Source organism: Mesorhizobium sp. M0292 (genome assembly GCF_040321695.1).
In the GTDB taxonomy this organism is placed as follows: Bacteria; Pseudomonadota; Alphaproteobacteria; order Rhizobiales; family Rhizobiaceae; genus Mesorhizobium.
The window spans coordinates 321,919-341,506 of sequence record NZ_JAMYSB010000006.1 but is presented as its reverse complement, the minus strand read 5'-3'; the positions used below and the strand labels follow the sequence as shown (position 1 = coordinate 341,506).

The window sequence follows — 19,588 nt, the reverse complement described above, 5'->3', positions numbered from 1 at the left end:
GATGGTGGATCAGTCGATCACCGGCGCGGCGGGCAAGGTGGCCGAGGGCGATCGTTCCGGGCGCGCTCGCCTGGTTATTGTGCTCCTGTGTGTGGCGCTTGCCCTTTCGATGTTCCTGTCGCTGAGGTCGGGCGCTTCCGATGCATCGGCCGTTGCTGTCATTCGTGACTGGCTGACCGGCACCATGCCGGACGACGCCGCGCTTGGTGCCCGCGACCGGCTGATCGTCTACGATATCCGCATGCCGCGCGTACTTCTCGGTGTGCTCATCGGGGCGGCACTGGCCGTATCGGGTGCGGTCATGCAAGGCCTGTTTCGCAACCCGCTCGCCGATCCCGGCCTGATCGGCGTTTCCGCCGGGTCGAGCCTCGGCGCGGTCGCCGTCATCGTGCTCGGCACGACGTGGCTGGCGCCGCTCACTCTGGCGCTCGGCGGGCTGGCCTTGCCGCTCGCCGCTTTCTGCGGCGGCCTTGCGGTCACGCTGGTGCTCTACCGCGTCGCCACGCGGCAGGGTCGCACATCGGTTGCCACCATGCTGCTTGCCGGCATTGCGCTCGCAGCCCTTGCCATGGCGCTGACCGGCATTCTCATCTTCATGGCCGACGACCGGCAGTTGCGCGACCTGACCTTCTGGCAGCTGGGCTCGCTTGGCGGCGCGACCTGGCCGAAGATCGCTTCCGTCGGGCCGATCATCGTGCTGGCGCTTGCGGCAATGCCGTTCCTGGCCAAAGGCCTCAACGCCCTGGCGCTCGGCGAGGCGACGGCCGGACATCTCGGCATCCCGGTACAGCGGCTGAAATACACCGCGATCGTCGGCGTCTCGGCAGCGGTCGGCGCCTCTGTCGCAGTCAGCGGAGGCATCGGTTTTGTCGGCATCGTCGTGCCGCATCTGCTGCGGCTGCTGATCGGTCCGGACAATCGCTATCTTTTGCTCGCATCGGCGCTGCTCGGCGCCTCGATGCTGCTTCTTGCCGACGCAGTTGCCCGCGTCATCGTGGCGCCGGCCGAATTGCCAATCGGCATCGTCACGGCGATCGCCGGCGCGCCGTTCTTCCTCTGGATCCTGCTGCGCAAGCGCGGCGTAATCGACTTGTGAGGCGGCATGATCGAAGCACGCGATGTCTCGGTGGCGATCGGCGGCAAGCGCATTGTTGCCAATGTCGATTTCGTCGCGCGGCCGGGCGAAATTGCGGCAATCGTCGGACCCAACGGCTCGGGCAAGACGACGTTTTTGAAGGCGTTGTCGGGCGATCTGGCGTTTGCGGGGACAGTGGCCGTCAACGGGCGCGACCTCTCCGCGATGAGGCCGGTGGAGGCCGCCACCGTGCGTGCCGTGCTGCCGCAGGCCGCGACGCTGTCCTTTCCCTTCACCGTGCACGAAGTGGTCAGGCTCGGCCTTATCGGCGGCCGTTCCGGCGTTCTGCCGGGCGAAGATGATCGTCTGCCCGAGCGGGCGCTGGCGCGGGTCGACCTCGACGGCTTTGCCGGCCGCTTCTATCAGGAGCTTTCGGGCGGCGAACAACAGCGTGTGCAGCTGGCGCGCGTGCTGTGCCAGGTCTGGGCGCCGGTGCTGGACGGCAAGCCGCGCTATCTCTATCTCGACGAGCCGGTCTCCAGCCTCGATATCAAGCACCAGCTGATCATCATGAACATCGCCCGCGATTTCGCCCGGCGCGGCGGCGGTGTGATCGCCATCCTGCACGACCTCAATCTGACGGCCATGTATGCCGACCGGATTTTCGTCATGCATCGCGGCCGGCTCGCCGCCGACGGTTCACCGCAGGAGGTGCTGAGCGACGATCTGATCGAAAAGGTGTTCGATTGTCGGCTAAGGGTCGGTGTGTTACCGGCGGCGAACATGCCGTTCGTCTTGCCGCAGTCAGCCGCCTAAAGCGCGTCGCGTTTGAACGGACTCAGGCGACGCGCTTTAGGTCTTTGTCTTTATGCATGTCGTTGTCTCAAAACCGGGGCCACTTTTGAGCGACATGCACTAGAAAACTCAGGCGGCCGGAGCTCGCTGGACCAGCATGTCGATGCCGAGCAAATGACGCACATTCGGGCGCGCCGCCACCATATCGGCGATAGTGTAGCGGGAGAGTACGGCAAAGAAGGCGTTGAGCGCCTCGCGCAGCGCCGAATTCAGCTGGCAGCTGTCGACCAGCGGGCATTCGGCGGCGTCGTTTTCGAAGCACTCGGCCATGGCGAAGCTCTCTTCGGTCACCCGTACGACGTCGAACAGGCTGATCTGCTCGGCGGGGCGGCCGATTCTCACGCCGCCATTCCTGCCGCGCACCGTCTCGACCAGGCCATGCTCGACCAGCGGCTGCAGGATCTTGAACAGGAAAAGCTCCGACACCGAATAGGCGGCCGCAATCTCGGGGATGCGGCTCAGGCGATCGTTGTTGGCGGCGCAATACATCAGGATGCGCATGGCGTAGTTGGTCTGGCGCGTCAGCCGCATTTCATTCCTCACCCGAGTCCTGGCGCGTTGGAACTGCACCAGATTTTAGATTGTGCTGGTGCGGCTTTCTCACCCGGAGTTTCGGATTCGCCCACACTGGCCTGATCGGAATATGGCCTATACCTTGGAACAATTCCAGACTGGGATTGCATGATAGATGAACATTCTTGTCAACTTTGCGTGCGAAACCGGCAATTCCCGGACGAAATCGGCCCATCCGATCATGCTACGGGCCCAAACACCCCCTAAATAGCCCATGCCAGATAGCCAAGAGATCGATGAGGAGCGGCGTATCATGTCCCAATCGGCTTCGTCCCTGGCGCCTGGCGGTTTTGATGCCGAGACGGGCGCCAAGCTTTTCGCGTTGCGGCGGACAAAGTTCCTCGCCACGGCTGCGCTGGTGCTTTGCGTCGTGGTTTTTGCCGTGGCCAAATCGTTCGAGGCCAAGTATCCGTGGCTGGGCTTCGTGGCGGCCTTCGCGGAGGCGGCGACCATTGGCGGCCTGGCCGACTGGTACGCGGTGGTGGCGCTGTTCAAGCGGCCGCTGGGCCTGCCGATCCCGCACACCGCCATCATCCCAGCGAACCAGAACCGCATCGCCGATAATCTGGGCCGCTTCATCGAGGTCAATTTTCTGGCGCCGGAGCCGGTGCGCGAAAAGCTGGCCGAGGTTGATTTTGCAGCACTCGTCGCCGACTGGCTGACTGACGCCGAACGCTCTGCCGGCCTGTCGCGCTTCGTCGTGCGGTTGGTGCCGCAGACGCTTGCGGCGATCGAGCAATCCGGCCTGCGCGGCTTCGTCACCAGCCGCATGCTGGAGCAGATCGACAAGGTGCCGCTGGCGCCGCTGGCCGCCGAATTGCTGTCGGCGCTCACCGACGACCGCCGCCACCAGAAACTGTTCGACGAATTCACCAGGGTGATTGGCCGGTTCCTGAACGACGAGGAAGCGCTGGCGACCATGCGCGAAAAGATCCGCGAGGAATTGCCGTCGCTGTTCAACCTGTTCAGAGCCGACGCCTATCTGCTGAAGAAGATCGTCGCTTCCGCCGGTTCGCTGCTTGACGAGGTGCGGGCCGATCCCGACCATCCGATGCGCGCCGAATTCGACCGTTTCGCGCACAGCTTCATCGAGCGGCTCAGAACCTCGAAGCAATACGCCAAACGGGCCGAGAAGCTGAAGCGCGATTTCCTGGCGCGGCCGGAAGTGAAGTCGCTCGCCGGCGACATGTGGCAGAGCCTCAGCCTGTTCATCGAACAGGACGCCAAGGCGGAGAATTCGATTGTTCGCGCGCATCTCGCCAACATGTTCGTCGAGGTCGGCCGCCATCTCTCAGGCGATCCGCAGATCAGGGCCGACATGAACCAGGGCTTTGTCGTGGCGCTGTCGTCATTCGTCGAGAGCCAGAAGAGCGGTGTGTCGACGTTCATCGCCGATCAGGTCAAGCGCTGGGACCTTGCCCAGCTGACGAGGCTGATCGAGATGAACATCGGCAGGGACCTGCAATATATCCGCTTCAATGGCATGATTATCGGCGGCCTGGCCGGTCTCGTGCTCTACACGGCGGAGAGGCTGTTTCTCGCTGGCTGATGCTGCATTTGCCGCTGAATTGCTTGGGCGTCCGAATGGACACACGGCGCGCGAGTGCTATTGTCCAGAACAGAACAGTTCACCGTTTCAAGGAAACGGCGACCTGCTCTAACTCTTTGTTTTGACGCAATTCCTGACGGAAAACCGTTTCACACTTTTCCTGGAATTGCTCGAGGTTCAGCATTTGCGACAACTGGGGAGCACGAGCAATGGCCAAACAACCCGACTCCGATTCGTTCCTGGACATGTTCAGCCGGTTCGGCCGTGACCTGAAGGTGCCGAATGTCGAGGCGATCCTCGCGCATCACCGCAAGAACCTCGAGGCGCTGGAAAGATCGGCGCGGGCGGGAGCTGCCGGCGCGACCTCATTGTTGTCCAGACAGCGCGAGATGCTGCAGGACACGCTGCGTGAAGTCAGCGACATGGCGCAGAGCTACAAGGCGCCGGGCAATCCCCAGGAACTGATGACAAAACAGGCGGAGTTCGCCAGGAAATCCTTCGAAGCCGCCCTGAAAAATGCCGGCGAAGTGGCCGAGCTGGTCAAGAAATCCGGCACCGAATCGATCGAAATCCTGCGCAGCCGCATCAAGGAAGCGATGGAGGAAATCCGCTCGGGCTATGACAAGAAGTGACTCTCAACGCAACCATGAGAGGAGTGGGCCGGTTGCGGCGCATGAGCATGGACGAGGGACGCTGTTTGGCGGAAAATGGCGGAACGGAATCGCAACGGGCGAATTGACAGGAGCCGTCCGTTCGTGGTCCGAGGCACTGGGAGCCACCGGGAAAGCAGGAATGACGGAACTACGGCCGAAAACGCCGCCGACCTTCGAGCAGTTAAGGGCGATGGCCGGGCAGGAGCTCGGCGTGTCGGAATGGACGACCGTCGACCAGAACCGCATCAACCAGTTTGCCGAATGCACAGGCGACCATCAGTGGATCCACGTCGATCCGGAGCGGGCGAAGCGGCAGAGCCCATTTCGAACCACGATCGCGCATGGCTATCTGACGCTGTCGATCATCGGCGCGCTGGCGCTGGGCATGGGCATCGTCCCCGAAAACACGCAAGCCGCCTTCAATTACGGCTTCGACAAGGTGCGGTTCCTGGCGCCCGTCAGGGTCGGCGCACGCATCCGGCTGCGCACGACGCTGTTGTCGGTGGAGGACAAGGGGCCGGGCCAGTATCTGATGAAGGCCGCCAATACGGTCGAGATCGAGGGCGAACAGAGGCCGGCGCTGACCGCCGAAACGCTGGTCATGCTTTATGAGCGGCGCAAGCGGGCGGGAGCGTAAGCTCCCTATCTTCGGTCATGATGGCTGTTGCCGCACCGACAGCCTGCCGCCGGCGCGGGTCGAGAGCAGTGCCAGCAACAGCGCAGCCACCGCCAGGACCGTTGCCGTCTGAAAGGTAACCTGCATGCCGTGCGCGGCTGCCGCTGAGGTCAGCATGTCCTGGCTTTGCCGTTCTCCCGTCGAGGCAGCCGCAAAAATGGCGCCCATAAGCGATGCGCCGGTGATCAGGCCGAGATTGCGCGACAGATTGAGCAGGCCGGACACCACGCCGCGCTCGCCGGCAGCGACACCGCTCATGACGGCGGCATTGTTGGATGTCTGGAACAGGGCGTACCCGAAGCAGGTGACGGCGATCGGCACGATATAGCTGGCAATGCCGAGTTTTGTTGCGGCGAGCGACAACAATGAGGTTCCGACGGCAAGACTGAACAGTCCGACGGCCATCATCCTGTGCGCGCCGAAGCGATCGGTGAGGCGGCCGGCGACGAGCGCCGAGAGCGCGGAGACCAGCGGACCTGTCGACAGGACCACGCCGACCATCGCAGCACTGAGCCCCAGCGCTCGCGACAGATAGAATGGAGCGACCACCAGGGTCGCCATCATCACTGTGGCGACAACGAGGTTCGTGGCGAGGCTGGCGCTGAGCCGGATGTCGTACAACCGGGCAAGCCGGATCAAGGGATTCTTCGCCCTCTTCTGCGCGACGCCGAACAGAACGACGCCGATGCCGGCGGCAACCAGCAGGCCGGTGTTGAGGGCGCCGAAATGGCCGTGGCCGAGCGTCATGGCCAGTGCATAGGCGGCGAGCGTCAGGCCTAGCAAGACCGTCCCGATCGCGTCGAACCCGCCTTGAACGCCCGCAGCCTTGCCGCGGGCAGGCAGGGCCAGCCAGGCGAGGGCAAAGGTCAGGAGGCCGAGCGGCACATTGACGAGGAAGATCGCCCGCCAGCCAAAGCCGGCGATCAGCAAGCCGCCGAGCGAGGGTCCGAGCGTCGTGCCGATCGCCGACATGGCGCCGAGCAGGCCCATGGCGCTGCCGGTTCTCTCCTTGGTCACGGTCTCCGCGACAAAGGCCAGCGTCAACGCCATCATCAGCGCGGCACCCAGCCCTTGCACGGCGCGCGCCGCGACCAGCAGCCAGAGCGTGGGCGCCAGGCCGCAGAGCACCGAAGCCAGCGTGAACAGCGCGATGCCGCCGAGCAGCAACGGCCGGCGGCCGACCATATCGGCCAGTCGGCCAGCGCTGACGATCAGGGCCGTGATGGCGAGCAGATAGGCGAGAACCACCCATTGCACGGACTGGAACGACGCACCGAACGCCTGCATCAGGGTAGGCAGTCCGACGCTGGCAATGCTGGTTCCAAGCGACGACAGCAGCGTGGCGAACGACAGGCTGGCCAATGCCAAGACAGGAGAGTGGGCCAGGCCTGCGGACCGGGTTTTCTGCGGCGCCGATGCGCACTCGTTCTGCTCGGCAGTTGCCATGGCGATTTCCTCCTTGTCAGTCCCGCAACCGAGATCTAGTCGTCGGGGTGGAATGGCGGAAGGCGCAGCATTTGCATCTTATTCGTGCGCCAAACGCCATGGCATGTGCTACAATCCGCCGATGGCATCGCCCGATCTCAATCTGCTGTTCGCGCTCGACGTTTTGCTCGCCGAAGGCAGCGTGGCGCGCGCCGCCAGCCGGCTACGGCTCAGCCCGTCGGCGATGAGCCGCACGCTGGCGCGGCTGCGGGAAGCGACCGGTGATCCGCTGCTGGTCCGCGCCGGCCGCGGCCTGGTCCCGACGCCGCGCGCGGAGGCATTGCGGCAGCAGGCCGGCCGTGTTGTCCAGGAAGCGGAAATGCTGCTGCGCCCTGCCAGGCCTCTCGATCTCGCGAAGCTGGAACAGATCTTCACGCTGCGCACCAATGAAGGGTTCGTCGAGGAATTCGGGCCGCGTCTTGTCGCCCGCATCCAGGCCGAGGCGCCGGGCGTGCGGCTGCGCTTTGCGCCGAAAGCCGACAAGGATGTCGCCTCATTGCGCGACGCCGACATCGACCTCGAAATCGGCGTTGCCGGCGAGGCCGGACCTGAAGTGCTGATACAGGCGCTGTTTCGCGACCGCTTCGTCGGTGCTGTGCGAGCCGGCCACCCTTTGAGTGAAGGCGCGGTAACGCCTGAACGCTACGCGGCCGGCCGCCACATCAGCGTTTCACGGCGGGGTCGGGAAAGAGGGCCGATCGATCAGACTTTGGCGCTGCTCGGCCTGCAGCGAACCGTGGCGTGCATGGTCTCCGGCTTTTCGGCTGCACTCTCCATGGCGCGCGCTTCGGACCTTATTGCCAGCGTGCCCGAACGGCACACGCAAGGCGCACGCGCCGACATGGTCAGCTTTCTGCTGCCGGTTGCCACGGTGGAGGTCACCATCTCGATGCTCTGGCATCCACGGCTCGATGCCGATCCGGCGCAACGCTGGCTGCGAGATTGCATTCGGGAGGTCTGCGCGGCCTCCCGCTGAGCGCTCAGCGCGCCATTGCCGCCTTGAGCACCCTGAAAATCCGCTCGTCTTGGCATTGGGCAACGTTGAAGCGCAGGAACCGGCTGGCGGTTCCCGACAGGCTGAATGCATTGCCGGGCGCCAGCACGATGTTGTCGGCCAGCGCGCGGCGTGCCATTTCAGCCGCGTCCACGCCATCCGGCAGGCTGCACCATAGGAACAAGCCGGCCGGTTGGTCGATCCAGGGCGTGATGCCGATCGCCTTCAGGCGCGCGCCCGTCTCGCCCATGGCGCGGGAAAGCCGCGCGCGCAGCAATTCCATGTGCTTGCGGTAGCTGCCGTCCCTAAGCAGCGTCAGCACCAGTTCGGCCGCCAGCCGGCCGCCGCCGAAGGTGGTGGCAATCTTGAGGTCGGTGAGTTGCTCGATCCAGTCGCGCGGTGCCGCGATGAAGCCGCAGCGAACCGATGCCGATAGCGTCTTGGAGAAGCTGCCGATATGGACGACGCGGTTGAGGCCGTCGAACGCCGCCAGCCGGGGCGCGGGGCTGTGCTCGAAATCGGCGAAGATATCGTCCTCGATGATGGTCAGGTCCGACTGGTCGGCGAGTTTCAGCAGCCGGTGCGCGGTGACCGGCGACAGGATCGCGCCGGTCGGGTTGTGGATGGCGGAATTGGTGATGTAGAGGCGCGGTCTGTGCTCGGCCAGTGCCTGGGCGAACAGCTCGATATCAGGCCCGGATGGCGTGTAGGGCACGCTGACGACCTTGGCGCGGTGGGCGCGCAGCAGCGCGTGGAAATTGAAATAGCAGGGGTCGTCGACCAGCACGGTATCGCCGGGTTCGATCAGGAAGCGGCACAGAAGATCGATGGCCTGCGTGCCCGATTCGGTCAGCATGATCTGTTCGGGCGAGACCTCGATGCCGTGGCCAGCCATGCGCCGCGCGAGCAATTGCCTGAGCGGCGGCAGGCCGAGCGGCGTGCCGTAATCGGCGAGGTCGACATCGTCGGCGCGCGCCACGGTGCGCAGCGCCCGGCGCAAGGCCGCCTGCGGCATCCATGAGGCCGGCATCCAGCCGCAGCCGGGTTTCAGCATCTCGTCGCCGGCTTCCAGCGACTGGCGCGAAACCCAAAGCGGATCGACAGCGCGGTCGAGCCGAGGGCCGATCTCGGCCAGCGATAGCGGCGCCAGCGATCCGGCGGCATAGAAACCCGAGCCCGGCCGCGAGCGGATCGCGCCTTCGGCAGCAAGCCGCTCATAGGCTTCGACGACGGTGGATTTGGACACCTGCATGGCCTTGGCGAAGGCGCGGATCGAAGGCAGCCGCGCGCCCGGCGTCAGGCTGCGCGCGGCAATCCGCTGGCGGATGGTCGCCATGACAGTTTCGACCAGAGTGGCCGCGGCAACAGTGCGTGCGGTGTCGACTTCCAGAACGAGACCAGTCATCTGTATTGCTCAATCAGCCATTACAGTTTGATGGAATTGTACTGCATTGTCTCTGGCTGCACCATAGGCACGTGCCCGATAGAGGGCGAAAGCAATGGAGCCTGGAATGGACAAGACCGCGAGCGGCTGGGTGAACGGATTCATCGGCGTGTTGATCTTCTCAGGCTCGCTGCCGGCGACGCGCGTCGCCGTGGCGGAGTTCGATCCGACATTCCTGACCTCGGCCCGCGCCGCGATTGCCGGGCTGCTTGGTCTCGCGATGCTCGTCCTGTTCCAGCAGAAGCGCCCGGCGCGCAGCGATTTTCTGTCGCTGGTGATCGTCGCCCTTGGGGTGGTTGTCGGCTTTCCCTTGCTCACCGCTCTGGCGCTCAAGCACGTCACCTCTGCCCACTCTATCATCTTCGTCGGCCTGCTGCCGCTGGCCACCGCGATCTTCGGCGTGCTGCGCGGTGGCGAGCGTCCGCGCCCGGCCTTCTGGCTGTTTTCCTGCATCGGCAGCGCGCTGGTCGCCGGTTTTGCCCTGATGCAAGGCGTGACGGCCTCACCTGTCGGCGACGGCCTGATGCTGGCCGCAATCATCGTCTGCGGATTGGGCTATGCCGAGGGGGCCGCATTGTCGCGCAGGCTGGGCGGCTGGCAGGTGATCTGCTGGGCGCTGGCGATCTCGCTGCCGATCATGCTTGTGCTGACCTTTGCGACGCTGCCGCCATCCTTTGCCGGCGTCGGCTCCGGCGCCTGGGTCGGTCTCGCCTATGTCTCGCTGTTCAGCATGCTGATCGGCTTCGTGTTCTGGTATCGCGGCCTGGCGCAAGGCGGCATCGCCGCGGTCGGGCAGTTGCAACTGCTGCAGCCCTTCTTCGGCCTCGCGCTGGCAGCGTCGCTGCTGCACGAGCAGGTCAGCCCGCTGATGGTGGTCGTCACGCTCGGCGTGGTGGCTTGCGTGTTCGGGGCGAAGAAGTTTGCACGCTAGGGGTTTGGTGGTGGAGGGCGACTCCGCCCTAGAACTTCGTCACCACCCCAATGCCAATCCCCTCGAACCCGCCCATTGCCATCAGCGCCGCAGGCGCCTCGTCGAGGCTGATCTTTCTGCCGACCAGCAGTTCGGGCTTGAGCTTGCCGGTGCGGATCATCTCCATCATTGCGGGGTAGCGGTAGGCCTGCATGCCGTGGCTGCCGAGGATTTCCAGCTCGAAGGCGATCACCTTGTCCATGGGCACTTGCGGGCGGGCGTGTTCGCCCAGCATCAGGCCGACCTGCACATGGCGGCCGCGCCGGCGCAGGTTCGCGATCGAATTGAACGAGGTCGTGGAGTGGCCGAGCGCGTCCATAGACATATGCGCCCCGCCATTGGTGATCTGCTTGACCGCCTTGACCACGTTCGGCGTGGTCGAGGCGTTGATGGTCGCCACGGCGCCGATCTTTCTGGCGAAGTCCAGTTTCTCGTCGGTGAGGTCGATGGCGATGACATTGGCGCCCATGGAACTGGCGATCATGATCGCCGACAGGCCGACGCCGCCGCAGCCATGCACCGCCACCCATTCCCCCGGCGTCACCCGGCCCTGGTCGACAATGGCGCGAAACGAGGTGACGAAGCGGCAGCCGAGGCTGGCGGCGGTGGCGAACTCCATCTCCTCGGGCAGGCGCACGAGATTGGTGTCGGCATGCTCGATGGCGACATATTCGGCAAACGATCCCCAGGCGGTGAATCCCGGCTGCGTTTGTTGTTCGCAGACCTGATGATTGCCCGAATTGCATTCGAAGCAGCGGCCGCAGCCGACGCAGAACGGCACGGTGACGCGTTCGCCGGCCTTCCAGCGGGTCACCTGCTTGCCGACGGCGACGACGATGCCGGCCAGTTCATGGCCCGGCACATGCGGCAGCGTGATGCCGTCATCATGACCCATCCAGCCATGCCAGTCGCTACGGCAGAGCCCGGTCGCCTCGACCTTGATGACGACGCCGTCGGCAGCCGGTTTCGGATCCGGCACGGTCAGGATTCTCGGCGTCTCACCGAATTTTTCGAAGACGACGGCTTTCATCGGCAACTCCCCGTGCTCTGCTCCGGCATTGTGAGCCTATTCGGCATCTATCTGATTCTCCGGCGCCGCCTTCTGAAAGGCCGGCAGCGCCATGCAGGCGGCGTGGATGCGCGAGATCTCGGGGTAGGGTGTCAGGTCGACGCCGAAGCGGGCGTTGCTGGCGATCTGGGCGACCAGGCAGATGTCGGCGAGGCCCGGTGCGTCGCCATGGCAAAATGTGCCGGTCTCATCCGATGAAGCCAGAATCTTTTCAAGCGGCTGGAACCCTTCGTTCACCCAGTGGCGAAACCAGTGGATGACATCCTGGTCGCCGGCGCCGAACAAAGTGCGCAGCGAGGTCAGCACGCGCAGATTGTTCACCGGGTGGATGTCGCAGGCGATCATCTGCGCCAACATTCGCACGCGCGCCCGGCCGAGCGCGTCCTTCGGCAACAGCGGCGGTTCGGGATGGGTCTCGTCGAGATATTCGATGATCGCCAGCGACTGCGTCAAAAGCGTGCCGTCGCCCAGGATCAGCGCCGGCACCAGCCCCTGCGGATTGACCGCCAGGTAAGCCGGCTCCAGATGGTCGCCATGACGCAGATGATGCGGCACGTAATCGTAGGTCAGGCCCTTCATCTCCAGCGCAATGCGTGCGCGATAGGAGGTGGAAGAGCGGTAGTAGTTGTGGAGGACGAGGTCGCTCATTGGATCACGGCTTGTCGGTGGAATTTTGGCCGATCGAATCTTGGCCGACAGTGATCTCGATGGTGCCGATGCCGTCGACGCCGCCGGTCATCGTCTGGCCCGGCACCACCGCGCCGACGCCGGCCGGCGTGCCGGTGAAGATCAGGTCGCCCGGTTGTAGTACAACCGCACCGCTGCAGATCGAAACGATATCGGCGATCGGCCAGATCAGTTCGGCGAGGTCGCCCTCCTGTTTCACCGTGCCGTCGACGGCGAGCCAGATGCGGCCCTTTTGCGGGTGGCCGGATTTGGCGGCTGATACCAACGGGCCGCAAGGCGCCGAGCGGTCGAAGGCCTTCGACCAGTCCCACGGCCGCGCCGCTTTCTTGGCCTCGTCCTGCAGGTCGCGGCGGGTGAGGTCGATACCGGCGCCGTAGCCCCAGACATGGTCGAGCGCTTGCGCGCGCGGGATGCGGAAGCCGGCCTTGCCGATCGCCGCCACCAGCTCGATCTCATGGTGCAGGTTTTTGGTCAAAGGCGGGTACGGGACCGTGGTGCCGCTATCGACCACCGCATCGGCCGGCTTGGTGAAGAAGAAGGGCGGGTCGCGTTCGTCATTGCCGAGTTCGCGGGCGTGCGCGGCGTAGTTGCGGCCGACGCAGAAGATGCGGCGCACCGCAAAGCGAGCCGACGAGCCTGCTATGGCGACCGACGAGGTTGCGGGCAAGGGAAGGACGAAGTCTGTCATGCCAGGTCTTTCTGCTTCAGCTGCCGGCACATTTGACCGATTTGAACCGCCGGGCAAGGCATCGGCGTCCGCAAAAGCATCGGCTGCGCCTTGATTGTCGGATAAAGTCGGCTTCGCCTTCGGGGGTTAAGATGGCGATAGACTATTTGCCAATAAGCTGCCCATGGTCCGGGGAGTATCCTGCCCAGGGAGGACTGAAACGAACACCATGACCGCAATCAACGATCGCGCCCGGTTTCTGATCATCGATGACCATCCGCTGTTTCGCGAGGCGTTGCACAGCGCCGTGCAGATGGCGTACCCGGAAGTCGACACGGTGGAGGCGCGCTCGATCGCCGAAGCGCTCGATCTCCTGGGTGGGATAAAACCGTTCGATCTGGCGCTGCTCGATCTCAACATGCCCGATGTCCATGGCTTCGACGGCCTGCTGCAGCTCAGGACCCGCCATCCGCGGCTGCCGGTGGTCGTCGTCTCGGGCTATGAGGAGCCGAAGATCATTTCGGAGGCGCTGTCCTATGGCGCTGCCGGCTTCATCCCGAAATCGGCGCGCAAAAGCGATCTCGCCGCCGCCATACGCTCGGTGATGGAAGGCGCGATCTACGTGCCGGAAAACTATGAGGGACAGCCGCCGGACGCCGACAGCACTGACCGCGCCGACATGGTGCAGCGGCTGGCGAAACTGACGCCGCAGCAGTTGCGGGTGCTGCAGATGCTGCGCCAGGGCCTGCTCAACAAGCAGATCGCCTACGAGCTGCAGGTCGGCGAGACCACGGTGAAGGCGCACGTCTCGGAGATCCTACGCAAGCTAAACGTCTACAGCCGCACGCAAGCGGTGATCGAGGTGTCGAAGCTGGACAATGCGGAGTTGTTCAGGGATCAGGCGGGGTTTTGATCTTTACCCTCCCCCTTGTGGGGAGGGTCGATCCGCGAAGCGGAGCGGGGTGGGGGAGCTTGGCGCTGCACCCCGCCCCGGCGCTGCGCGCCGACCCTCCCCATCGAGGGGAGGGTATGGGGCTCAAGCCAGCAAATGCGCCAGCAGCGCCCTTAGCTGCGCCGGTTTCAGCGGCTTGCGCATCAGTTCGATGCCGGCGGCGCGGGCGGCTTTGGCGACGGCCTCCGATCCGTCGGCGGTGACGATCAGCGCCGGCACGGCGCGGCCGAGATAATCGCGCACTTCGGCTATTGTTGCGGTGCCGAGGTCGCCGTCGTCGAGATGCTGGTCGGCAATGACGATGTCGGGCACCCAGTCGGTGTCGCCAAGCAGGCTGATCGCAGCCTCGGTCGAGGTCGCGGCGCGCACCAGGCACTGCCAGCGCTCGAGCAGGAAGGTCATCGCCTGCAACACGTCGGCGTCATTTTCGACCAGCAGCACCTTGGTGCCGAACAGGCCGTAGCCGCGCGGCCGCTCCATCTCGGCAAGGCTGGCGATGGCGTCGGCGCTGGCGCCGATGCCGACCGGCACGTCGATGTGGAAGATGGTGCCGCGCCCAACCCTCGAGGAGAACGTCACGGGATGACCGAGCGCGGCAGCCATGCGCCGCACGATGGCAAGGCCCAGGCCCAGCCCGCCGCCGGAGATCCCGGTGTCGGCTGGAATGGCGGAGCCGCGATGGAACTCCTCGAACACCGCCTCGCGCTGGTCGTCGGGAATGCCGCAGCCGGTGTCGGCGACATCGATGCGGATGGTATCGCCGCGATGCCTTGTGCCGACAAGCACGCCGCCCGAAGGGGTATAGCGCAGCGCATTGGACAGGATGTTTTGCAGGATGCGGCGCAAGAGCGTGCGGTCCGAACGCACCACGGCGCTGACCGGGCGGAACTTCAGCGCCAGCCCCTTCATCTCGGCCACGGGCAGGAAATCCGACCGCAGCGAGGAAAACAGCGTCTCCAGATTGACATCGCCGATGTCGGGCTGCACCACACCGGCATCGAGCTTGGAAATGTCGAGCAGCGTGCGCAACAGGTCTTCCATGGTCTCCAGCGAGCGCTCGACCTGACGGACAAGTTTCTTGCCCTCGTCGCTGGTCTGCACTTCGGCCAGCGCCGAGACGGAGAGGTGGGCGGCGTTCAGCGGCTGCAGCACGTCATGGCTGGCGGCGGCCAGGAACCTGGTCTTGGACAGGTTTGCCAGTTCGGCGTTTTCCTTGGCGGCGCTGAGGTCGATGTTCGACTGTTCCAGCCGGCGCAAGGTCGAGTGTAGTTCCTCGGTGCGCATGCGCACGCGGTTTTCCAGTGAAATTGCGGTCTGGAACAGCGAGAAGGCGTTGCCCTGCTGGTCCATTGAGCGCTCGACGCGGCTGACCAGAGCGGCGTTGATCTTCTTCAGCCTGTCGACGTCGTTGATGTCCCTGAGCGGCATGCGCTATTCCGCCGCCTGGCGTTCGCCGAAGGCGATGCCGGTGAAGGTTTGGTTCAGATGCATCGAACGGTACTGTTCGCCATAGGTGCCGAAGCCGATGACATTGTTGACCCGGTAGAGCTCCGAAATGTCGCGGAACACCTGGCGGTTGCGGGCGTCGAGCCGGCGCAGCACGCAATCGAAGCCGAGGATCATGTCGATGCCGCCGAGCCGTTGCTCGACGTCGCGCAGTGCGGCGCGCGTGGATTCCACCATGTCCTTGGGCTGGGCGATGGACAGCACGACGCCGTCGTCTATGGCGCAAAAGAATGACAGGGAACCGTCGGCATGCATCTTCTGGATCGAGCGGCAGTAATATTCGCCGCCCACTTTCACCACCACCGGGTGCGAGGCGAAGCTCATCGGCGTCAGGTTCTGCGCAACGATGCCGACCGAGGCTGCATATTCCTCAGCCGCGTTGGTGGCGTTGAATTCGCGCACGGTGCGGTGGTCCGGATCGGATGCCGTCACCACCAGCTTCTCGTCGGTTGGGATGAAATTGTCGGTCTTGAAGACATGGAACGGGATCTCGGTGGCGATCAGCACAATGATGGCGCTGTCGGACGCAACCTTGCCGTTCGAAATCAGCCTGGTGGTTTCGAATTTCAAATCGTCGCCCGCCGAACCGCCTATCAGCGGGATGTCGTCCAGCCCCCAATGGATGGCCGAGGTTACAGCTTCCTCGGCAAAGGACAGGCCGTCGATGAAGCAGAGCGCGAAAGTGCTTTTGGCATGGCAACTGCCGGTGCGTCCGCGCAGCAGGCGCCGCAAGCCCTCGACTTCATCAGTGATCCTGTCCATGCCCGACGAGGAGAGATTGTCGACCATGGTGCTGACCGCCGAAAACGACGCGGAGGGAAAGAGCAGCGCCAGCACATGGCCTTCCTCCAGGCCCTGGGGGGTAATCTCGCCGGCGGTCGAGCAGGCGGCGTAGGCCAGCGTCGGCGCGTGGGTCTTCAGCCCTTGCGAAAGGACGCTCGCGTCAAACAGGCTCTGGGAGAAGAACAGCAGGGCAAAGCCGGCATCGATGGCTGCGGCCTCGACGGCGACCGCCAGGGCGAATGCATCGGCGTCGGGCTCGTCGGTGGTGAGCGCCGACAGACCGGATGCATAGCTCGTCCGTGAACTGGCCAGAGGCTTCCTCCCGATATCCTCCGACGCTTCCTGCGCGCGCCCGTTTTATGTCTCTCGGCGCGCTGGCGTCGAGGGCATTGTTGCCCCCTATTCGCTCTTTGGCAATGGGGCGGACAGGCCCATGATTTTCGTTTTGTCCATGACCGAAAGTACAATGAGCGCCGTGTGTTTTTTGCGCTTTGTGCAGTGTACCAATAGGGCATGGCCGAGCGCCAAAGCCGCATCGGCAGCATGACTACCAAGGTCATACCCAGGGAGGATGCATGTCGGACGTTTCGTTTGTCGTGAACGGAAAACGGATCAGCGGCGCTGCCGAGGACCGAACGCTTCTGGTTCATTTCCTGCGCGAAAATCTTGGTCTCACCGGAACGCATGTCGGTTGTGACACCTCTCAATGCGGCGCCTGCGTCGTGCATGTCGACGGCAGGGCAGTGAAGTCCTGTTCGATGCTGGCTGTGCAGGCCTCCGGGTCGACCGTGGTGACGATCGAAGGGCTTGCCAATGGCGGCGACCTGCATCCGATGCAGGCCGCGTTCAAGGAACATCATGGGCTGCAATGCGGCTTCTGCACGCCGGGCATGATCATGACGGCGACCGACATGATCGCGCGCCATCCCGAAGGCCTTGACGAGGCGACGGTGCGCGCCGAGCTCGAAGGCAACATCTGCCGCTGCACCGGCTACCACAACATCGTCAAGGCGATCCTCGCCGCATCGCAGACGATGGCGAAGGTGCCGAAGGGCAGGGCGAAACAGGCAGCGTAAGAAGGAAGCGAGTAGTGAATAGTGAATAGCGAGTAGTCGGTTTAGCCGAACCGCTCCGAGCACAATTCCCTACTCATTGTTCACTATTCGCTACTCACTATTCGCTATTCCGGAGGAATTCCTATGGGCATTGAAGGCATCGGCGCTCGGGTCGTGCGCAAGGAAGACAAACGGTTCATCACCGGCGCCGGCCGCTATGTCGACGACATGGTGGTTCCCGGCATGAAGCATGCCGCTTTCGTGCGCAGCCCGCACGCGCATGCTCAGATCAGGAAGATCGACGTCAGACGAGCGCAGGCGATGCCCGGCGTCATCGGCGTCTTGACCGGCAAGGAGCTCAAGGCCGACGGCATCGGCAACCTGATCTGCGGCTGGATGATCCATTCCAAGGACGGCTCGCCGATGAAGATGGGCGCGTGGTCGCCGCTGGCCGTCGACAAGGTGCGCTATGTCGGCGACGCGGTCGTCATCGTGGTGGCGGAAACCAAGGGCCAGGCCCGCGACGCGGCCGAAGCGGTCGAGATCACCTACAAGGAATTGAAGGCGGTGGTCGATGCCACCAAGGCGCTGCAAAAAGGTGCGCCGCAGGTCCATGCCGAAGCCGAGGACAATCTTATCTTCGACTGGGAGATCGGCGATGCCAAGGCGACCGACGCGGCGATCCAGGCGGCGGCCCATGTCACCCGCATGAAGATCGTCAACAACCGGCTGGTTCCCAACGCCATGGAGCCGCGCGCGGCCCTTGGCCATTACGACAAGGCCGAGGACCATTTTACCTGCTGGACGACGTCGCAGAACCCGCATGTCGCGCGGCTGGTGATGAGCGCCTTCTACAATGTCGCACCGGAAAACAAACTGCGCGTCATTGCGCCCGATGTCGGCGGCGGCTTCGGCTCGAAGATCTACATCTATCCCGAAGAGATCGTCTGCCTTTGGGCGTCGAAGAAGACCGGCGTGCCGGTCAAATGGGTCGCCGACCGCACCGAAAGCTTCCTCACCGACGCACATGGCCGCGACCATGTCTCGACGGTCGAAATGGCCTTCGACAGGAACAACAAGATCACCGGCTTCAAAGTCGACACCATCGCCAATCTCGGCGCCTACATGTCGCTGTTCTCGTCTTGCGTGCCGACCTATCTCTACGCGACGCTGCTGTCGGGCCAGTACAACATCCCGACGATCCACGCCAATGTGCGCACCGTCTACACCAACACGGCACCCGTCGATGCCTATCGCGGGGCAGGGCGGCCGGAAGCCACGTATCTGCTCGAACGGACAATGGAGACCGCCGCGCGTGAACTTGGGGTCTCTCCGGCGGAGTTGCGGCGCATCAATTTCATAACCGAGTTTCCGCACCAGACGCCGGTCATCATGAATTATGACGCCGGCGATTATGGCGCTTCGCTCGATGCGGCGACAAAGGCGTCCGACTATGCCGGCTTTGCCGAACGCAAGGCTGCCGCCGCCAACCAAGGCAGGCTGCGCGGCATCGGCATGAGCTGTTACATCGAGGCCTGCGGCATCGCGCCGTCGGCGGCGGTCGGCTCGCTCGGCGCCGGCGTCGGCCTGTGGGAATCGGCCGAAGTGCGGGTCAATGCCGTCGGCACGATCGAGGTGCTGACCGGCTCGCACAGTCATGGTCAGGGCCATGAGACGACCTTCGCGCAACTCGTCAACCAGCGTTTTGGCGTGCCACTGGACTCGGTCTCGATCGTCCATGGCGACACCGACAAGGTGCAGATGGGTATGGGCACCTACGGTTCGCGCTCGGGCGCGGTCGGCATGTCGGCAATCGCCAAGGCGCTCGACAAGGTCGAGGCCAAGGCCAAGAAAATCGCCGCCCATCTGCTCGAAGCCGACGAGGGCGACATCGTCATCGAGAATGGCGAGGTCAAGGTCGCCGGCACCGACAAGAGCCTGCCCTGGTTCCAGGTGGCTCTTGCCGCCTACACCGCTCACAATCTGCCGGCAGGCATGGAGCCGGGACTGAAGGAAACCGCCTTCTACGATCCGGCGAACTTCACTTTCCCGGCCGGCTGCTACATCTGCGAGGTCGAGATCGATCCGGAAACCGGCACGACCGAGATCGTCCAGTTCGTCGCCGCGGACGATTTCGGCAACATCATCAACCCGATGATCGTCGAGGGCCAGGTGCATGGCGGCATCGCCCAGGGCATCGGCCAGGCGCTGCTGGAAGGCGCTCACTATGACGATAGCGGGCAGCTTTTGACGGCGAGCTATATGGACTACACCATGCCCCGCGCGGACGACCTGCCGTCATTCAAGGTGTCGACCTCGAACACGCCGTGTCCGAGCAATCCGCTCGGCATCAAGGGCTGTGGCGAGGCCGGCGCCATCGGCTCGCCGCCGGCGGTCATCAACGCCATCACCGACGCTTTGGGGATTGTGGACATCGCCATGCCGGCCTCGCCGTCGACGGTGTGGGCGGCGATTAGGGCGAAGAAATGAGTGAGTAGGGAGTAGTGAGTAGGGAATGGGCATTACCGGAGATGACAGCGTCCCTATTCCCTACTCCCTACTCACTACTGCCTAACCACTTCAGGGGAGGATCCC

The 19,588-nt window shown here is 64.1% G+C and carries 18 protein-coding genes; 10 read left to right on the top strand and 8 right to left on the bottom strand.

The window, feature by feature from the left end:
* Position 1 precedes the first annotated feature (1 nt).
* Together NKI96_RS12770 and NKI96_RS12765 are read left to right on the top strand one after the other, a co-directional pair.
* Positions 2–1,096 (top strand): FecCD family ABC transporter permease, encoded by a 1,095-nt coding sequence (locus NKI96_RS12770; protein WP_352497821.1) that lies wholly within the window; start codon positions 2–4, stop codon positions 1,094–1,096.
* Between the two features lie 6 nt (positions 1,097–1,102).
* Positions 1,103–1,891, top strand: a complete 789-nt coding sequence (locus NKI96_RS12765; RefSeq protein WP_023697657.1) for a heme ABC transporter ATP-binding protein — start codon at positions 1,103–1,105, stop codon at positions 1,889–1,891.
* A gap of 108 nt (positions 1,892–1,999) precedes the next feature.
* On the opposite strand, the gene rirA is transcribed toward NKI96_RS12765, so the two are convergent.
* Positions 2,000–2,461 (bottom strand): iron-responsive transcriptional regulator RirA, encoded by a 462-nt coding sequence (rirA, locus tag NKI96_RS12760; RefSeq protein WP_023672640.1) that lies wholly within the window; start codon positions 2,459–2,461, stop codon positions 2,000–2,002.
* Between the two features lie 295 nt (positions 2,462–2,756).
* Here rirA and NKI96_RS12755 point away from each other — a divergent pair, with 295 nt between their 5' ends.
* From NKI96_RS12755 to NKI96_RS12745, 3 genes are all read left to right on the top strand, one after another.
* Positions 2,757–4,052: a DUF445 domain-containing protein gene (locus tag NKI96_RS12755; RefSeq protein ID WP_023714385.1), complete on the top strand. Its 1,296-nt coding sequence runs from the start codon at positions 2,757–2,759 to the stop codon at positions 4,050–4,052.
* A 209-nt stretch (positions 4,053–4,261) separates the two neighbouring features.
* Entirely contained in the window at positions 4,262–4,684 is a 423-nt protein-coding gene (locus NKI96_RS12750) for a phasin family protein (RefSeq protein WP_023672638.1), read from the top strand.
* A 160-nt stretch (positions 4,685–4,844) separates the two neighbouring features.
* Positions 4,845–5,342 carry a MaoC family dehydratase gene (locus tag NKI96_RS12745; protein ID WP_023681725.1) on the top strand — a complete coding sequence of 166 codons (498 nt, stop codon included), beginning with the start codon at positions 4,845–4,847 and terminating at the stop codon, positions 5,340–5,342.
* A 15-nt stretch (positions 5,343–5,357) separates the two neighbouring features.
* Here the strand turns inward: NKI96_RS12745 and NKI96_RS12740 are convergent, their stop codons facing one another.
* On the bottom strand, positions 5,358–6,827 hold the full coding sequence (locus NKI96_RS12740; RefSeq protein ID WP_352804653.1) for an MFS transporter: 1,470 nt from the start codon (positions 6,825–6,827) through the stop codon (positions 5,358–5,360).
* 121 nt (positions 6,828–6,948) lie between these two features.
* Between NKI96_RS12740 and NKI96_RS12735 the strand changes: the two genes are divergently transcribed.
* Positions 6,949–7,842 carry a LysR family transcriptional regulator gene (locus NKI96_RS12735; RefSeq protein WP_352804650.1) on the top strand — a complete coding sequence of 298 codons (894 nt, stop codon included), beginning with the start codon at positions 6,949–6,951 and terminating at the stop codon, positions 7,840–7,842.
* Positions 7,843–7,846: 4 nt separating this feature from the next.
* Here NKI96_RS12735 and NKI96_RS12730 read toward each other — a convergent pair whose 3' ends face one another.
* Positions 7,847–9,265 (bottom strand): aminotransferase-like domain-containing protein, encoded by a 1,419-nt coding sequence (locus NKI96_RS12730; protein ID WP_352804647.1) that lies wholly within the window; start codon positions 9,263–9,265, stop codon positions 7,847–7,849.
* 106 nt (positions 9,266–9,371) lie between these two features.
* Between NKI96_RS12730 and NKI96_RS12725 the strand changes: the two genes are divergently transcribed.
* Positions 9,372–10,235, top strand: coding sequence for a DMT family transporter (locus tag NKI96_RS12725; RefSeq protein ID WP_352804644.1), 864 nt, complete (start codon positions 9,372–9,374; stop codon positions 10,233–10,235).
* 28 nt (positions 10,236–10,263) lie between these two features.
* On the opposite strand, the gene NKI96_RS12720 is transcribed toward NKI96_RS12725, so the two are convergent.
* The 3 genes from NKI96_RS12720 to NKI96_RS12710 are packed head-to-tail and all read right to left on the bottom strand — an operon-like array spanning position 10,264 to position 12,718.
* Positions 10,264–11,304, bottom strand: coding sequence for a zinc-dependent alcohol dehydrogenase family protein (locus NKI96_RS12720; RefSeq protein WP_023735269.1), 1,041 nt, complete (start codon positions 11,302–11,304; stop codon positions 10,264–10,266).
* 36 nt (positions 11,305–11,340) lie between these two features.
* A complete protein-coding gene (gene maiA / locus NKI96_RS12715) occupies positions 11,341–11,991 on the bottom strand; it encodes a maleylacetoacetate isomerase (protein WP_023688172.1) in 651 nt (216 codons plus the stop codon).
* Positions 11,992–11,995: 4 nt separating this feature from the next.
* On the bottom strand, positions 11,996–12,718 hold the full coding sequence (locus tag NKI96_RS12710; protein ID WP_023735270.1) for a fumarylacetoacetate hydrolase family protein: 723 nt from the start codon (positions 12,716–12,718) through the stop codon (positions 11,996–11,998).
* Between the two features lie 208 nt (positions 12,719–12,926).
* On the opposite strand from NKI96_RS12710, the gene NKI96_RS12705 reads away from it, so the two are divergent.
* Complete coding sequence (locus NKI96_RS12705; RefSeq protein ID WP_023681717.1) at positions 12,927–13,610, top strand: response regulator; 684 nt, start codon at positions 12,927–12,929, stop codon at positions 13,608–13,610.
* 123 nt (positions 13,611–13,733) lie between these two features.
* Here NKI96_RS12705 and NKI96_RS12700 read toward each other — a convergent pair whose 3' ends face one another.
* Together NKI96_RS12700 and NKI96_RS12695 are read right to left on the bottom strand one after the other, a co-directional pair.
* Positions 13,734–15,077: a hybrid sensor histidine kinase/response regulator gene (locus tag NKI96_RS12700; RefSeq protein ID WP_023688174.1), complete on the bottom strand. Its 1,344-nt coding sequence runs from the start codon at positions 15,075–15,077 to the stop codon at positions 13,734–13,736.
* Positions 15,078–15,080: 3 nt separating this feature from the next.
* Entirely contained in the window at positions 15,081–16,172 is a 1,092-nt protein-coding gene (locus NKI96_RS12695) for an FIST signal transduction protein (RefSeq protein ID WP_031214137.1), read from the bottom strand.
* Between the two features lie 341 nt (positions 16,173–16,513).
* Between NKI96_RS12695 and NKI96_RS12690 the strand changes: the two genes are divergently transcribed.
* Complete coding sequence (locus NKI96_RS12690; RefSeq protein WP_023725653.1) at positions 16,514–17,014, top strand: (2Fe-2S)-binding protein; 501 nt, start codon at positions 16,514–16,516, stop codon at positions 17,012–17,014.
* 123 nt (positions 17,015–17,137) lie between these two features.
* On the top strand, positions 17,138–19,483 hold the full coding sequence (locus tag NKI96_RS12685) for a xanthine dehydrogenase family protein molybdopterin-binding subunit (protein ID WP_352804639.1): 2,346 nt from the start codon (positions 17,138–17,140) through the stop codon (positions 19,481–19,483).
* Positions 19,484–19,588 lie beyond the last annotated feature (105 nt).

What these genes read in the sequence shown, in the direction of transcription:
- NKI96_RS12770 (WP_352497821.1), top strand. Translation starts at nt 2, where the DNA reads ATGGTGGATCAGTCGATCACCGGCGCGGCGGGCAAGGTGGCCGAGGGC.
- NKI96_RS12765 (WP_023697657.1), top strand. Translation starts at nt 1,103, where the DNA reads ATGATCGAAGCACGCGATGTCTCGGTGGCGATCGGCGGCAAGCGCATT.
- rirA (WP_023672640.1), bottom strand. Translation starts at nt 2,461, where the DNA reads ATGCGGCTGACGCGCCAGACCAACTACGCCATGCGCATCCTGATGTAT.
- NKI96_RS12755 (WP_023714385.1), top strand. Translation starts at nt 2,757, where the DNA reads ATGTCCCAATCGGCTTCGTCCCTGGCGCCTGGCGGTTTTGATGCCGAG.
- NKI96_RS12750 (WP_023672638.1), top strand. Translation starts at nt 4,262, where the DNA reads ATGGCCAAACAACCCGACTCCGATTCGTTCCTGGACATGTTCAGCCGG.
- NKI96_RS12745 (WP_023681725.1), top strand. Translation starts at nt 4,845, where the DNA reads ATGACGGAACTACGGCCGAAAACGCCGCCGACCTTCGAGCAGTTAAGG.
- NKI96_RS12740 (WP_352804653.1), bottom strand. Translation starts at nt 6,827, where the DNA reads ATGGCAACTGCCGAGCAGAACGAGTGCGCATCGGCGCCGCAGAAAACC.
- NKI96_RS12735 (WP_352804650.1), top strand. Translation starts at nt 6,949, where the DNA reads ATGGCATCGCCCGATCTCAATCTGCTGTTCGCGCTCGACGTTTTGCTC.
- NKI96_RS12730 (WP_352804647.1), bottom strand. Translation starts at nt 9,265, where the DNA reads ATGACTGGTCTCGTTCTGGAAGTCGACACCGCACGCACTGTTGCCGCG.
- NKI96_RS12725 (WP_352804644.1), top strand. Translation starts at nt 9,372, where the DNA reads ATGGACAAGACCGCGAGCGGCTGGGTGAACGGATTCATCGGCGTGTTG.
- NKI96_RS12720 (WP_023735269.1), bottom strand. Translation starts at nt 11,304, where the DNA reads ATGAAAGCCGTCGTCTTCGAAAAATTCGGTGAGACGCCGAGAATCCTG.
- maiA (WP_023688172.1), bottom strand. Translation starts at nt 11,991, where the DNA reads ATGAGCGACCTCGTCCTCCACAACTACTACCGCTCTTCCACCTCCTAT.
- NKI96_RS12710 (WP_023735270.1), bottom strand. Translation starts at nt 12,718, where the DNA reads ATGACAGACTTCGTCCTTCCCTTGCCCGCAACCTCGTCGGTCGCCATA.
- NKI96_RS12705 (WP_023681717.1), top strand. Translation starts at nt 12,927, where the DNA reads ATGACCGCAATCAACGATCGCGCCCGGTTTCTGATCATCGATGACCAT.
- NKI96_RS12700 (WP_023688174.1), bottom strand. Translation starts at nt 15,077, where the DNA reads ATGCCGCTCAGGGACATCAACGACGTCGACAGGCTGAAGAAGATCAAC.
- NKI96_RS12690 (WP_023725653.1), top strand. Translation starts at nt 16,514, where the DNA reads ATGTCGGACGTTTCGTTTGTCGTGAACGGAAAACGGATCAGCGGCGCT.
- NKI96_RS12685 (WP_352804639.1), top strand. Translation starts at nt 17,138, where the DNA reads ATGGGCATTGAAGGCATCGGCGCTCGGGTCGTGCGCAAGGAAGACAAA.